Source organism: Brevundimonas sp. (genome assembly GCF_023259385.1).
GTDB lineage: Bacteria > Pseudomonadota > Alphaproteobacteria > Caulobacterales > Caulobacteraceae > Brevundimonas.
In genome coordinates this window covers 1-14,321 of the sequence record NZ_JAHFPF010000066.1, presented here as the reverse complement: position 1 = coordinate 14,321, position 14,321 = coordinate 1, and the positions used below count along the sequence as shown (strand labels likewise).

The window sequence follows — 14,321 nt, the reverse complement described above, 5'->3', positions numbered from 1 at the left end:
ACGGCGTTGGACAGGGCCAGAAGCTGGACCAGCCAGGTCAGGAAGATCGCGGCGAAGACGCCGACGCAGCCGACCCAGAAGCTCAGCTCCATGACGATCCGGCGCAGCGACCCCATGCCGACCCCCAGGGCGCGCAGCGAGGCGAACTCCTTGATGTTGGCCATGATGGCGCCGCGCAGGGTCTGCCAGGTTATGGCGATGCCGATGATGGTGCCCAGAACCACGCAGCCGCCGATGATGATGACCAGGATGCCTTCTTCGAACATCGCGCCGGCGTTGGCGTCAGCCAGCTGCTGGCGGGTCCAGGCCTTCCACTGGCCGTCGCCCTGGACGTTCAGCTCATTGGCGACGCGCTGGGCCTGGGTCGGATCGGACAGCTTGATCATCAGCGGGCCGACGCGCGGACCGGTATCGGCCTGGCCCACCATGCGCAGGGTGTCGCGCGACATGATGATGGTCGCCTGCATCATGTTGGGATAGCCGCGGGTGATCCCGACGACCGTGACGGTCTGGCCGTTGTACAGGGCCTTGTCGCCCAGCTTGACGCCCAGCTTGCGCGTGGCGGTCTCGTCGATGGCGACCGTGTAGGGCTGACGCAGGGCGTCGACCAGTTCCTGGGAATAGTCGGTCGGGATGGTCACGGACCCCGGCGTCGTGTCGATGATGCTGGCCTGGACGAACTCCTGACGCGGCGCGCCCATCTTGGCGCGATCGGCCTGCGACATGGTCGGATCGACGTTCTTGACCGACTGGAACGAGCCGCCGGCGCCGTCCAGCGGCTGGACCTCGACCACGGCCGGATTGCGGTAGGCCAGCGGGATGAAGCGGCGCGGCACGCCCGACGGTCCGCCCATCAGGCTCTTGGCGCCGGGCTGCATGATGATGATGTCGGCGCTGGAGCGCTCGATGGTCGCGGTGAAGCCCTTGCCGATGCCGATGAAGACGCCGGTCATGGCCAGCACCAGCAGGCCGGAGAGGGCGAGCGCCATCACCGCCGCCATGTAGCGGCGCCACTCGTACAGAAGGGTTGAAAGTGCGAGCGACATGAAATCAGCGGGTCCCGGACGTTGCCCGCTATGTGACGACGCCCAAGGTTGTGGCCAAGTTAAATCGGGGTAAGGCGAGCGCCGATATGAAACGGCGGCGACGGGAAACCGTGGACGACCGCGTTGCACAGGCGCTAGTTACCCGCACCAGGCCGGGGGCCGGCCCAAGGGAGAAATGCCAAAATGATGTTCCGTTCGTTGCGCGCCGCTGTTCAGGCGACCGCGTCCATCATCGCCGTGGGCGGCGTTATGGCGGTCATGGCCGCGCCGTCGGCCGCAAGGGCCGATGAAGGCATGTGGACCTTCGACAATTTCCCGATCGCGACGGTGAACCAGCGCTACGGCACCCGCATCGATCAGGCGTGGCTGGATCGCGTGCGCAACGCCTCGGTCCGCATCCAGGGCTGCTCGGCCTCCTTCGTTTCGCCGGAAGGCCTGATCCTGACCAACTGGCACTGCGTGGTCGGCTGCTCGCAGGAGCTGTCCACCCCGACGCAGGACCTCGTGAAGAACGGCTTCACGGCGGCGACCCGCGAGGAAGAGCGCCGCTGCCCCGGTCAGACCGCCGAAGTCCTGACCGAGATCGTCGACGTCACCGACCGCGTGCTGGGCGCCGGCCAGGGCCTGGAAGGCGCGGCCTTCAACGCCGCCCGCTCGGCCGAGATCAACAAGATCCAGACCGAAGCCTGCGCGGGCGACGCCAAGTTCAACTGCCAGGTCATCAGCTTCTACCGCGGCGGCAAATACGCCCTGTACAAGTTCCGCAAGTACGACGACGTCCGCCTGGTGTTCGCGCCTGAGAACCAGGCCGCCTTCTTCGGTGGGGACCCCGACAACTTCAACTTCCCGCGCTACGCCCTGGATGCGGGCTTCCTGCGCGCCTACGAGGACGGCAAGCCGGTCAACGTCGGCCAGAACTATCTGCGCTGGAACCCGAACGCCCCGGCCGAGGGTGACGTGACCTTCGTGTCCGGCAACCCGGGCACCACCCAGCGCCTGCTGACCATGAGCCAGCTGGAGCGCCTGCGCGACCAGCAGCTGCCGGTCACCCTGATCCAGAACTCGGAACTGCGCGGCCGCCTACTCGAATATTCGCTGACCGGCGACGAGGCCAAGCGCGTGTCGTTCGATCCGGTGTTCGGCCTGGAGAACAGCTTCAAGGTCTACTACGGCCAGCAGGGCGCCCTGACCGATCCGGCCTTCATGGCCCGCAAACGGGAAGAAGAGACCGAGCTGCGCGCCCGCGTCGCCGCCGACCCGTCGCTGGTCCAGCGCATCGGCGATCCGTGGGCCGACCTGGAGCGCGTGCAGGCCACCGCCCGCGACCTCTACCTGCCCGTCCGCCAGCTGGAGCAATCGGCCGGCGGCGGCTCGCAACTGTACGCCTACGCCAAGGCCCTGGTCCGCGCGTCCAAGAACACCACCATGACCGCCGAGCAGCGCACCCGGATGGCGGCGACGATTTCGGCCGAAACGCCGATCTATGTGGATATGGAAGAAATCCGCATGCGCTACTGGCTGTCGAAGACGCGGGAGTACCTGACGGTCGACAATCCGCAGGTGAAGGCGATGCTGGGCCGCGAGAGCCCGGAAGCCCTCGCCGAGCGCCTGATCACCGGCACCAAGCTGGCGGATCCGGCCTTCCGCGCCCAGGCCGCGACCATGACGACCGAGCAACTGGCCGCGGCCGATCCGCTGCTGGCCTTCGTCGTCGCCAATGACGACGCCGCCAAGGCGATCGGCGACCGCTGGAACGCCGAGGTCAACGCCCCGACGGCCCGCGCCGCCGAGAAGGTCGCCCAGGCCCGCTTCGCGGTCTACGGCACCAACCTGTATCCGGACGCGACCTTCAGCCTGCGCCTGTCCTTCGGCAAGATCGAAGGCTGGAGCTACCGCGGCGTGACCGTGCCGCCGTTCACCTACATGGGCGGCCTGTACGAGCGGGCCACGGGCGCCGAGCCGTTCAACGCGGCCCAGGCCTTCATCGACAACGAGAGCCGGGTGAACAAGTCGGTGGTCTACGACTTCTCGTCGACCAACGACATCATCGGCGGCAACTCGGGCTCGCCCGTGATCAACGCCGCCGGCGAAGTGATCGGCGCCGCCTTCGACGGCAACATCCACTCGCTGGGCGGCTCGTTCGGCTACGACGGCGAGCTGAACCGGACCGTCTCCGTCTCGACCGCGGCGATCACCGAAGCGCTGCGCACCATCTACCCGAACCCGCGCCTGCTTCAGGAACTGGGGGTCGATCAACCGCAGCGTCGCCGCCGCTAAGTCCGGCGCGACACCGCAACGCCTTCGAGAGGGGCCGTCCGGACTTGCCGGGCGGCCCCTTCTGGTTTCATGGTCCGCCGCAAATGAGGGCGCACGCCGCCCGCCCGGAGTCCGTTTTCATGCGTCATCTCACCCCCGCCGTCGCCGCCGCCCTTCTGACCCTCGCCGCAGGCTCCGCCGCCCAGGCGGAAGAAGGCATGTGGACGTTCGACAACTTCCCCATCGCGCGGGCCAACCAGACGCTGGGCACCCATATCGATCAGGCGTGGCTGGACCGGGTGCGGCTGTCGTCGGTGAAGTTCGGCGGCTGTTCGGCGGGCCTGGTGTCGGGCGAAGGCCTGGTGATGACCAACAATCACTGCGTCGCCACCTGCGTCGCCAACCTGTCGACGCAGGCGATCAACTACGCCGAGACCGGCTTCACCCCGCGCAGTCGGGAAGAGGAGCTGAAATGCCCCGGCGGCAGCGCGGAGATCCTGACCGACATCACCGACGTGACCGAGCGGATGCACGCCGTCGGCGCCGGCCTGTCGGGCCAGGCCTTCACCCGCGCCCGTGACGCGGAAGCGGGCCGGATCGAGCAGGAGGCCTGCGCTGGCGATCCCAACAAGCGCTGCCAAGTGGTGACCCTGTATCGGGGCGGTCAGTTCAAGCTCTACACGTACAAGAAATACTCGGACGTCCGCCTGGCCTTCGCGCCGGAGGACCGGGCCGCGACCTTCGGCGGCGATCTGGACAACTTCAGCTTCCCGCGCTTCGCCATCGATGCGGCCTTCATCCGCCTGTACGAGAACGGCGCCCCGGCGGCGACGCCGACCCACTTCACCTGGAAGGCTGATCGTCCGGTCGAGGGCACGCCGGTGTTCGTTTCGGGCAGCCCCGGCGCGACCCAGCGCCTGCTGACGCAGGACCAGCTGTTCAGCGTGCGCGACGTCGTCCTGCCGATGGACCAGTTGATCGCGTCCGAGCTGCGCGGCCGCCTGATCCGCTACTCCGAAGAGGGCGAGCGCCAGGCCTTCGAAGCCATGGATCCGATCGTCGGCCTGGAGAACACCTACAAGCGCGGCCTGGGCCGGATGCGGGCGCTGACCGATCCGTCGTTCATGGCCATGAAGGCCGAGCAGGAAGCCGACTTCCGCGGCCGCGCCGAGGCCGGCGTCGGCGCCGACAATCCCTGGACCACGCTGAGCGGCGTGCAGCCGATCCTGCGGGAGAGCTATCCGGCCTACGCCCTGTTGGAAGGCACGACCGGCATCGGCACCACGCCGGTGGCCGGCGGATCCCAGCTGTTCCTCTGGGCGCGGACCATCGTGCGGGGCGCGCAGGAGCGCGGCAAGCCGTCGGCCGAGCGCCTGCCCGAGTTCGCCGACAGCCGTCTGGCGGCGGTGCAGACCGGCCTGTTCGCCGAACGTCCGGTCTATCCCGGCCTCGAGCAGGTCCGCATGGAGTGGTGGCTGTCCAAGACCCGCGAGTGGCTGACGGTCGATCATCCGGCGGTGCGCGGCCTGCTGGGCGCCGAGTCGCCGGAAGGCCTGTCGGCGCGCCTGATCGAAGGCACGACCCTGGCCGATCCCGCTGTTCGCCGCGCGCTGTGGGAGGGCGGCCTCGCCGCCGTCGAGGCGTCGAACGATCCGCTGATCAAATACCTGCTGTCGATCCAGGACGAGACCCGCGCCGCCCGCTCGGACTGGGAGGCCCGGGTCCAGGCCCCGACCGACCGCGCCTCGGAACGCCTGGCCGCCCTGCGCTTCCAGACCTACGGCGACGCCGTCTATCCGGACGCCACCGGCACCTTGCGTCTGACCTACGGCAAGATCGAAGGGTCGGACGTGCCGGGCCAGCGGTTCGGCGCCTTCACCACCTTCAGCGGCCTGTGGGACCGGGCGACCGGCGCCGCGCCGTTCGACGTGGCTCCGAAGCTCCTGGCCGCGCGTGACCGCATCGACGGTTCGACCGTGCTGAACATGACGGTGTCGTCGGACACCATCGGCGGCTCGTCGGGTTCGCCGATCGTCACGGCGGCGGGAGAGATCGTGGGCGCGAACTTCGACTCCACCGTCCTGACCCAGCGCAACGCCTACGGCTACGACCGCAACGTCAACCGCTCGGTCATCGTGACCACCGGAGCGGTGACCACCGCCCTGCGGGACGTCTACGGCATGGACGGGCTGGTGCGGGAACTGGGCGTTCGGTGAGGCTTCTCCCTCCCCTTCATGGGGAGGGATGTCGACGCGAAGCGGCGACAGGGTGGGGTGCGTTTGGCATTCCCCACCCGGCCTCGCTGCGCTCAGCCACCCTCCCCACTTCGGGGGAGGGAGACCTTCAGAGCTGGCTCATCTTCTGCTGGGCCTTCGAGAAATACTGCCAGCCGGTCCACAGGGTGACGCCGGCGGCGACCCAGGTCAGGACGACCGCGAAGGTCTCGAAATGCGTCTGCCATTCCGGGGCGGTGCCGTCCGGGTTGGTCAGGCCGAAGGCGTCCCACAGCAGGGTCAGTTGCAGGGCGCCCAGCGCCAGCATCTGCAGCAGGGTCTTCCACTTGGCCAGCAGGGTGACCGGCAGCTTGACCTTGCCCGCCACGGTCTCGCGCAGGGCCGAAACCGCAAACTCGCGGAACAGGATCAGGCCGCAGGGAATGGCGATGCCCGGCAGCGAGCCGGACGCCAGCACGCCCAGGATCGCTCCGGTGATCAGCACCTTGTCGGCGATCGGATCCAGGATGGCGCCCCAGCGGGTCGTGGCGTGCCAGCGGCGCGCCAGGAAGCCGTCGACCCAGTCGGTCGAGGCGGCGACGGCGTAGATCCAGAAGGCCCAGACGCCGAAGCTGAGCTGCTGCTCGGGCGACAGGAAGCCGTCCATGAAGCCCGGGGCCGCGCCCGCCAGCATCAGGAACATCACCACGCCCGCGGCGAGGCGCAGGCCGGTCAGGATGTTGGGGATGGGATTGGCGTGAGGGGTGGGGGTCATCGCGGCCTTCCGAAAACAGGTGTCCGGTGTGCCACGCTTCGTCGGACGAGGCGAGGCGTCACAAGGGGCTTCAGTCCAGGGGCTCGAACCGCCCCGGTCCCTTCAACGCGCGAAGCACGCCGTCGGCGATGCCGAAATGCAGGCCGCTCAGCGTCAGGGTTCCCGCCGCCTCACGCTCTGCGATCCACGGGAAGGTGCGCAGGTTGTCCAGCGACAGGCGGACCACCGCCTCCTCCGCCGCCTGCTCCCGCTCCGCCGGAGCGACCTCCTCGCAGACGCGGCGCACGACAGGCGCGCCCTGCGCGACCCAGGGCGCGACGAAGTCCCGCACATTGTCGGGCGCGCCGTGGATCATGGCGTTGACCCCGCCGCAGGAGGCATGGCCCATGACGACGATGCGCGACACGTTCAGCACCTTCACCCCGAACTCCAGCGCCGCCGAGACGCCGTGCAGGTGGCCGTCGGGCTGATAGGGCGGGACCAGGTTGGCGACGTTGCGCACCACGAACAGCTGGCCCGGCGCGGTATCGAAGATCAGGGCCGGATCGGCGCGGCTGTCGGAACAGGCCACGATCAGGGTGTGCGGCCTTTGGCCCTTTGCGAGAGCCTCGTATTCGGCGCGGGCCTCGGGCCAGCGTTCTTCACGGAAGCGGCGATAGCCGGAAGCCAGTTCGTCGGTCATGACGCCCGTATAAGCATTCCTGCGCCGTTAGGGGAGATGCCCTCGCCCGCCGCGAGGAGAGGTCGCGCGGCGGGCTGCAGGGGTCACAGATTCGGAGCCAGCTGCTGCAGTTGAAGGCTGACCAGCATCACGCCGCTGTCAGCGTCACCGGCCACCCGGCCCCAGCCGGACGAAGTGCCCATCTCGTAAAGCTTGGGGGGGCTGCCCGCCGCACCGACACCCATCAGTCCGATCACGAACATGCCGTAGTCGTACCAGTAGGACGACACGGGCTTCATCTCGCCGCCCTGGGTGGCGGTGTACAGCATGGAGCCGTCGGGGTTGACCTGCAGGGCCGGGGTATAGGGGTAGTGCAGAAGGCCGCCGTGGTGCTCAACCGCCCCCTGTTGATAGTAGGTCCCGGTCCAGAGCGGCAGCAGAACCGGCCCGAACGGCGTGGTCCCTTTCACCTGAGCGCCGTACAGCGTGCCGCTCAGGCTGACCCCCGATGAGGTGCTGCTGAAGCTGAGGGTGGCCGCAGCGCCGCCCTGGCCATCGGAGACGGTCAGGGTCGTGCCGTCGAAGCTCGCCCCGCCGCCGATCTCGAACTTGTTGGACGTTACGCCGTCCGGGCAGAGGGTGATGGTGCCGAAATATTGCGACTGACCGCCTGTCGGCGACGCCGTCCAGACTTCATGGGTATCGACCATGACGAAGGCGTTGGTCGTCGCGTCCACGACATAGAAGCCCGTGTACGGAATAAGCGCCTGCGCCTGAGAGGTTTGACCGGGTGCACTCGACATCTGAGAGGGTCCAATTCCGACGGTTCAATGGAGCGTGACAGCCACGATCCGCCGCTCAAGAAACAGACTGAAGAACACCGGTCAATGACCTGTGGTGGTATCTATATTTAATTTCGATCCCTGCGGGAGCGACGGTCATCGCCCCGCACCTCGTATCGGGCCGCGCCTCGATCTAGCGGTTCGCCTCGGGATGGAAAAAGCCGTGGATCCTTTCGGCCAGCGCCTGGCTGACGCCCTCCACCTGGATCAAGTCGGCGACCGACGCCCGACCGACGCCCTTGGCCGAACCGAAGGCGTGCAAAAGCGCCTTCTTGCGGCCGGGGCCGATGCCCTCGATCTCGTCGAGCGGATTCTTCTTGATGTCCATGGAGCGCCGCTTGGCGTGGGCGCCGTTAGCGAAACGGTGCGCCTCGTCGCGCAGGCGCTGAATGTAATAGAGCGCCGGCGACTTCAGCGGCATCATGAAGGGCGCCTTGCCCGGCATGAAGAAATGCTCCTTGCCCGCGTCGCGGTCCGGCCCCTTGGCCACGCCGACGGCGAGGATGTCGTCCAGCCCCAGATCGGCCAGAACCGCCTGCACCTCGGCCAGTTGGCCGGCCCCGCCGTCGATCAGCAGCAGGTCGGGGCGTTCGACCTCCTCGCCCTCATCCTCGTCCTTGACCAGGCGGGTGAAGCGTCGCCGCATGACCTCGCGCATCATGCCGTAGTCGTCGCCGGGGGTGAGGTCTTCGCCCCGGATGTTGAACTTGCGGTACTGATTCTTGCGGAAGCCCTCGGGTCCGGCGACGACCATGCCGCCCACGGCGTTGGTCCCGGAGATGTGGGCGTTGTCGTAGATCTCGATCCGCTCGGGGCGCGAATCCAGCCCGAAGGCCTCGCAAACCTCGTCCAGGATCTTCGACTGGGCCGAGCTCTCGGCCATCTTGCGGCCCAGCGCCTCGCGGGCGTTGGTCAGGGCGTGATCGACCAGCGCCCTGCGGTCGCCCCGGGCGGGCTTCTCGATGCTGACGACGCGGCGGCCATCGACGATACGGGCCTTCATCGAGAAGGCCTCTTCCAGCAGTTCCTTCTCGAACGGGACGACATTGGACAGGATCTGACGCGGAACCGGCTTGTCCTCGTAGAACTGGCCCAGGAAGGCGGCGAGGATTTCGGGATCGGTGTCGGTCTTGTCCACGCGCGGGAAGTAGGCGCGCCCGCCCCAGTTCTGGCCGCCGCGATAGAAGAAGACCTGCACGCACGCCTGCCCGCCGTCGGAATGCAGGGCGAAGACGTCGGCCTCGGCCACACCCTCGGCGCTGACGGAGTTCTCCATCGAGATGGCCGAGAGGGCGCGGATACGATCGCGGACGCGGGCGGCCTGTTCGAAGTCCATGTCGTCGGACGCGGCCTGCATCTCCTTGGACAGGCGGCCGATGACCGCGCGCGACTTGCCGCGCAGGAACTGTTCGGCCTCGCTGACCAGCTCGCCGTAATCCTCCAGGCTGATCAGGCCCGTACAGGGGGCCGAACAGCGCTTGATCTGGTGCAGCATGCACGGCCGGGTGCGGGTCTCGTAGACGCTGTCTGAGCACGACCGGAGCAGGAAGGCCTTCTGCAGGGTGGTCAGGGTCCGGTTCACCGCCCAGGTCGAAGCGAAGGGGCCGAAATAATCGCCCTTGATGGTGTGGGCGCCGCGATGCTTGCGGACCTGGGGGGCGCGGTGGTCGCGGCGGATCATCAGCTCGGCGAACGACTTGTCGTCGCGCAGGACGACGTTGAACCGCGGCTTCAGCTTCTTGATGAAGTTGGATTCCAGCAGCAGGGCCTCGGTCTCGGACGCCGTGACCACCAGCTCCATCGAGCGGGTGAGAGAGACCATCAGGCCGATGCGCTGGGTGTGGAACCGGCCCTGCGCGTACTGGAGGATGCGCTTCTTCAGCGACCGCGCCTTGCCGACGTACAGGCAGGCGCCGTCCTCGCCGTACATCCGGTAGACGCCGGGCTTGTCCGGCGCGCGACGGGCTTCGTCGCGGATCAGGTCGGCGGCGCTCAGGGGCGACTCCGGGAGCGGCGAATCAGTCGTGGGCGTCTCCTCGGTCATCGGAAGCAATATAGGCGTCCCAGCGCCGCCGCGAAGCGTCAGCAGCCGGTCTAGAAGCGCCGGACCATCAGGACGCCGCCGATGACCAGGGCCACCCCGGCCAGTCGGCCCAGGCTGATCGGGTGCTGGGGCGCGCCGAAGGCGCCGATCTGATCCAGGATCAGGCCGATCAGCAGTTGGCCGGCGACCATCAGGGTGATGGTCAGGGCGACGCCGAGACGCGGGACGCCCCAGGCCGCCGCGACCACGAAGATCGCACCGTACAGCCCCCCGATCCAGGCGTACCAGGGCAGGCCGCGCGCGGCGGCCATGTCCGGCTTGGTCTGCAGGATCACCGCCATGACGCCCAGCGCCGCCGTTCCCACCGCGAACGACACGAAGGCGGCGTTCACGGGCGACCCGACGGCGGTCATCATCTTCGCGTTGGTCGGGGCCTGAAGCGCGGTGGCGCCCCCCGCAAGGACGACGGCGATCATGGAAAGCAGCATCGGGTTCATGCTGTCTGGCTACCACCTCCCGATGCGACGCGCACCGGTCGTCAGCGGTCGAGCATGAAGCGCGCGGCGCGTTCGCCTTCCGCATCGCCCGCCTTGCCGAAGTCGACATTGATGTCGCGGTGGCTGTCACCCGGAGCGGCGACCACCTCGGCCCGGCCGCCCGCGCGGATCAAGGCGGCGGCCAGAGCCTCGCTCTGACGCTTCGAATCGGCGCGGCTCGCGATGTGGAAGATCAGATAGGGCGGATAGGTCACGCCGGACCGGATCAGCAGGATCGGCGACAGCTCCGCGGCCTGATCGCCGAAGGCGGCGCCGTACAGATCGCCCAGCAGCCGCCCGCCCCGATCGCCGGTGGCGTCATAGCCCGCTCCGTCCAGCAGGATGACGCCCGCCAGGTCCGACGGCTGCAGCCCCTGCCCGGCCAGGTAGGCCGGATCAACCCCGACCAGCGCGGCCAGATGAGCCCCGGCGGAATGGCCGATCAGGAAAAACGGGCGCCCTGGATGGGTGCGTTTCAGTCCCGCGACGGCGGCGGCCACGTCCTGCGCCTGCTCGCGCGGCGTCACCTGCGGGACCAGCCGGTAGCCGATGGAGGCGAACGTCAGGCCGTGACGGCGGGCGTACTCCGGCAGGCCGTGCACCATGCTCCGGTCGCCCCTCGACCAGCCGCCTCCATGGATAAAGGCCAGAACAGGCCCGGTATCCGGACCGCCGCTGTAGAGGTCATAGGCCTGCTGCGGATCGGGCCCGGTCGAGATCGAGACGTGTGGTGCGTCGGAGGCGCCGTCCCCCCGCCCTCGGCGGCGACCGAGCAGTCGAGGACGATCCTGCGCAGCGGCGGCCCCGGCGGCGAAGGTGGCGGCCATACCCGCGATCAGGGCCGCGCGGCGATCCAGTTCACGCATAGATGTGTCTCCCTAAGCCCCCGAGGGTTTTCAACGTCAAGCTTGACCTCTTTCCGTCGTCACCAGTGCGGCGTGGCCTCGTTCGCGCCGAACACCTCCGCCAGCCGGGTCCGGGTGGCGCGATGGGTGTCCTCAGGCAGGGCGGCGGGGTCGAACCAGCCGATGTCGGCGATCTCGCCGTGGCTGGAGCGATCGGTCAGGGTGAAGCGGTCGATGCGGTAGACCAGCACATGATCGCCGCGGAAATAGCGTTCGTTGGAATGGGCGCTGACTAGGACCGGCCGCCCTTCGACGATCAGCCCGGCCTCCTCGCGCATCTCGCGGATCAGGGCGTCCTCGGCGGTCTGGCCGCGCTCGACCCCGCCGCCGGGCAGCCACCAGCCGCGGACATAGGTGTGCTTGACCAGCAGCACCCGCCCCTCGCCGTCCACCGCGACGCCCCGCACGCCCAGGGTCATGCCCCGGCTGGCGCGGGCGAAGGCGAAGAACAGGGGCCGGGTGAAGGGCTCGATGCGGGCGCGCCACGTCGTCATGCGGCGACGATACGCCCTGATGCATCCTTGAACAGCGAGGCACGCCGCTTTATTGCCGGTCGCATCAAGGAGCTTCCCATGCTGGCCCTCTACATCATCTTCGGTTTCATCGCCGTCCTCGCCCTCATCAACTTCGTCGAGTTCGGCCGGGTTGACTAAGTCCGCCGCCGATCGCGGCGCCGCGCTGGTCACCGGCGGCGGCAAGCGGATCGGAAAGGCGATCTGTCTGGAGCTGGCGCGCGCCGGCTTCGACATCGTGATCCACTATCGCGGGTCGAAGGAGGCGGCGAAGGCCGTGGCCGAAGAGGTGCGCGCCCTGGGTCGCCGGGCGGCCGTCGTCCGCGGCGACCTGTCGGTCGAGGCCGAGGTGCGCGGGATCGTTCCCGCCGCCGCCGAGGCCGTCGGTCCGCTGGCCGTGCTGGTCAACAACGCCTCCATCTTCGAGGACGACCGGGTCGGAGCGCTGGGGCGCGAGACCTGGGACGCGCATATCGAGACCAATCTGCGGGCGCCCGTGGTGCTGGCCGAAGCCTTCGCGGCCCAGGCGCCGGACGGCGGCTGCATCGTCAACCTGCTGGACCAGCGGGTGCTGAAACCCGATCCCCGCTTCTTCTCCTACGCCCTGTCGCGCAACGGCCTGTGGTGGGCGACGCGGACGATGGCGCAGGCGCTGGCGCCGCGTATTCGCGTCAACGGCGTGGGCCCCGGTCCGACCCTGCCCTCCATCCATCAAAGCCCCGAAGATTTCGCCGCCGAGGCCGCCGCCGTGCCGCTGGAACGGGCGGGCAGCCCCGAAGCCGTGGCCGCAGCGGTGCGCTGGCTGGTTGAAGCCGACCTCGTGACGGGCCAGATGATCGCTGTCGATGGGGGCCAGCACCTGGCCTGGCGAACCCCGGACATTGTGGAGTAGCCCGTGGCCGCACCGTCTCCCCTGCCCTTCCCCGCCCCTGGCGCGCCGGTCCGCGAGGGGCTGACCGTCTTCGTCAAAGGGCTGGAGGTCGCCGCCGGCATCGGCGTCTACGACCATGAACAGGGCCGGCTGCAGCGGCTGGTCATCGATGTGACGCTGGATCTGACGCCCGCACCGATCGAGCGGCTGAGCGACACCATCAACTACGAGACCGTGGCCGAGGCCGCGCGCGCCATCGTCGCCGAGGGCCACGTGGGCCTGGTCGAGACCTTCGCCGAACGGCTGGCCGTGGCCATGCTTGGGGATGCGCGCGTGCGGCGCTGCACCGTGCGGGTCGAGAAGCCGGGCGCCCTGGGCGGCGACGAGGTTCCGGGCTGCGAACTGGTGATGAGCCGCTAGTCTCCGGACTCTGGCGGTTGCGCCCCGCGAGCCGGACCGTCATACCTGAGGACGGACTCGAAGGACCCCCGATGGCCGAACCCGGCGATCCCCAACACCCTGATGATCATGATGATCATGTCGGCTTCGCCTCGGCGGCGGCGCTCGAGGGCCGTCCGCGCGACGTGACGCCGGAGCCCGAGCCCACGCCCGAACAGGAGCCGGAACCCCAGGCGGCTCCGCAGCCGGAACCCGAACCCGATCTGTTCGATCCTCCGCCCGTCCGTGCGAAGCCCCCGGAGCCGGCGACGCCCGACCGGCGCCCGGCCTCCGCCGATTCGATCTTCGAGGCCTCGCCCGACTTCACCGGCCATTCGCGTTCGCGCGCCGCGCCGGTCAAGGACCCGCCGGGCGGCATGGGCCTGTATGCCGTATACGCCCTGATCCTGCTGGCCGTGCCGACGCTGGGCGCTTCGGCGGTGATCGCCCTGTTCGCCGTGACCGGACGGCCCGGTCCGGACGACGCCCTGGCGCGGTCGCACTTCATCTATCAGCAGCGGACCCTGTGGGCCGCGGCGGTGGCGGTCGTGGCGGGGGTGATCCTGCTGGCGGCGCCCTTCGCCCTGGGCGTTCCCATCCTGTTCCTGGCGGCGCTGTGGGTCGTGCTGCGCGGCGCCACCGGCGTCTGGAACCTGAAATCAGGCCGCGCCATTTCCAGCCCACGAAGCTGGTGGATCTGAAAGAGAGACAACCCGATGTCGCATGTGCCCCCTCAGGATTCTGACACGCCGCGCTTTGACAGCGGAAGCGGCGACGGCGGCAGGGTTCCGGCGCTGATCACCTGGGCCCTCTACATCCTGTCCATTCCGAGCGCGAACATCCTGGTGCTGGTCGGCCTGGTGGTCGCCTACGCCTCGCGCGACACCGCCACCGGCCTCTCGCGCGACCATCTGGATGCGCAGATCAAGCTGTTCTGGTCGGTCTTCTGGTGGACGATCGGCTGCTGGATCGGGTTGGCGGTCAGCGCGGTGCTGTCGATGATCTTGGTGGGCATTCCCTTCCTGATCCTCTTCGGCATCCTGTGGCTGCTGATCACCGTCTGGTTCACGGTGAAGAGCATCCTCGGCCTGCTGAACCTGCTCAACGACCGCGCGCCCTGAGGCGACCGAACCACGGACGTCGGCGATTCGCGGTTTTCCAGGAACGCCGGGACGGCGCGCGGATTGGGGGCATGTCGGTTCGCCGACAAGAGTCAGGAGTT

15 protein-coding genes are annotated in these 14,321 nt (G+C 68.6%); 7 read left to right on the top strand and 8 right to left on the bottom strand.

The annotated features are described in order from the left end of the window. On the bottom strand, positions 1 to 1,046 hold a 1,046-nt coding region (locus Q0C81_RS06985), incomplete at its 3' end, for an ABC transporter permease (protein WP_291835543.1). 183 nt (positions 1,047 to 1,229) lie between these two features. Here Q0C81_RS06985 and Q0C81_RS06980 point away from each other — a divergent pair. Further along, the gene (locus Q0C81_RS06980) at positions 1,230 to 3,323 is read left to right on the top strand and encodes a S46 family peptidase (protein ID WP_291835540.1); all 2,094 of its coding nucleotides are present in this window, start codon (positions 1,230 to 1,232) and stop codon (positions 3,321 to 3,323) included. Between the two features lie 119 nt (positions 3,324 to 3,442). Further along, the gene (locus tag Q0C81_RS06975; protein WP_291835537.1) at positions 3,443 to 5,518 is read left to right on the top strand and encodes a S46 family peptidase; all 2,076 of its coding nucleotides are present in this window, start codon (positions 3,443 to 3,445) and stop codon (positions 5,516 to 5,518) included. 127 nt (positions 5,519 to 5,645) lie between these two features. Here the strand turns inward: Q0C81_RS06975 and pgsA are convergent, their stop codons facing one another. The 7 genes from pgsA to Q0C81_RS06940 form a co-directional block, all read right to left on the bottom strand. After that, positions 5,646 to 6,290, bottom strand: coding sequence for a CDP-diacylglycerol--glycerol-3-phosphate 3-phosphatidyltransferase (pgsA, locus tag Q0C81_RS06970; RefSeq protein WP_291835534.1), 645 nt, complete (start codon positions 6,288 to 6,290; stop codon positions 5,646 to 5,648). A gap of 70 nt (positions 6,291 to 6,360) precedes the next feature. Further along, positions 6,361 to 6,972, bottom strand: coding sequence for a carbonic anhydrase (locus tag Q0C81_RS06965; protein WP_291835531.1), 612 nt, complete (start codon positions 6,970 to 6,972; stop codon positions 6,361 to 6,363). Between the two features lie 83 nt (positions 6,973 to 7,055). Continuing rightward, positions 7,056 to 7,754: a hypothetical protein gene (locus Q0C81_RS06960; RefSeq protein ID WP_291835528.1), complete on the bottom strand. Its 699-nt coding sequence runs from the start codon at positions 7,752 to 7,754 to the stop codon at positions 7,056 to 7,058. A gap of 172 nt (positions 7,755 to 7,926) precedes the next feature. Beyond that, positions 7,927 to 9,837: an excinuclease ABC subunit UvrC gene (gene uvrC / locus Q0C81_RS06955; RefSeq protein ID WP_291835550.1), complete on the bottom strand. Its 1,911-nt coding sequence runs from the start codon at positions 9,835 to 9,837 to the stop codon at positions 7,927 to 7,929. 50 nt (positions 9,838 to 9,887) lie between these two features. After that, positions 9,888 to 10,334, bottom strand: coding sequence for a DMT family transporter (locus tag Q0C81_RS06950; RefSeq protein ID WP_291835525.1), 447 nt, complete (start codon positions 10,332 to 10,334; stop codon positions 9,888 to 9,890). A gap of 41 nt (positions 10,335 to 10,375) precedes the next feature. Further along, positions 10,376 to 11,239, bottom strand: coding sequence for an alpha/beta hydrolase (locus Q0C81_RS06945; protein ID WP_291835522.1), 864 nt, complete (start codon positions 11,237 to 11,239; stop codon positions 10,376 to 10,378). A 59-nt stretch (positions 11,240 to 11,298) separates the two neighbouring features. Then, on the bottom strand, positions 11,299 to 11,772 hold the full coding sequence (locus Q0C81_RS06940; protein ID WP_291835518.1) for an NUDIX domain-containing protein: 474 nt from the start codon (positions 11,770 to 11,772) through the stop codon (positions 11,299 to 11,301). A gap of 27 nt (positions 11,773 to 11,799) precedes the next feature. Between Q0C81_RS06940 and Q0C81_RS06935 the strand changes: the two genes are divergently transcribed. The 5 genes from Q0C81_RS06935 to Q0C81_RS06915 all read left to right on the top strand — a co-directional run bounded on the left by Q0C81_RS06935 (position 11,800) and on the right by Q0C81_RS06915 (position 14,220). Beyond that, complete coding sequence (locus Q0C81_RS06935) at positions 11,800 to 11,931, top strand: hypothetical protein (protein ID WP_291835515.1); 132 nt, start codon at positions 11,800 to 11,802, stop codon at positions 11,929 to 11,931. Further along, positions 11,924 to 12,682 carry an SDR family oxidoreductase gene (locus Q0C81_RS06930; RefSeq protein WP_291835512.1) on the top strand — a complete coding sequence of 253 codons (759 nt, stop codon included), beginning with the start codon at positions 11,924 to 11,926 and terminating at the stop codon, positions 12,680 to 12,682. The genes Q0C81_RS06935 and Q0C81_RS06930 overlap by 8 nt, the downstream gene beginning before the upstream one ends. A gap of 60 nt (positions 12,683 to 12,742) precedes the next feature. Next, complete coding sequence (gene folB, locus Q0C81_RS06925; RefSeq protein ID WP_291835547.1) at positions 12,743 to 13,081, top strand: dihydroneopterin aldolase; 339 nt, start codon at positions 12,743 to 12,745, stop codon at positions 13,079 to 13,081. A 71-nt stretch (positions 13,082 to 13,152) separates the two neighbouring features. Next, positions 13,153 to 13,800 (top strand): hypothetical protein, encoded by a 648-nt coding sequence (locus tag Q0C81_RS06920; protein ID WP_291835509.1) that lies wholly within the window; start codon positions 13,153 to 13,155, stop codon positions 13,798 to 13,800. A gap of 15 nt (positions 13,801 to 13,815) precedes the next feature. Next, complete coding sequence (locus tag Q0C81_RS06915) at positions 13,816 to 14,220, top strand: hypothetical protein (RefSeq protein ID WP_291835507.1); 405 nt, start codon at positions 13,816 to 13,818, stop codon at positions 14,218 to 14,220. Positions 14,221 to 14,321 lie beyond the last annotated feature (101 nt).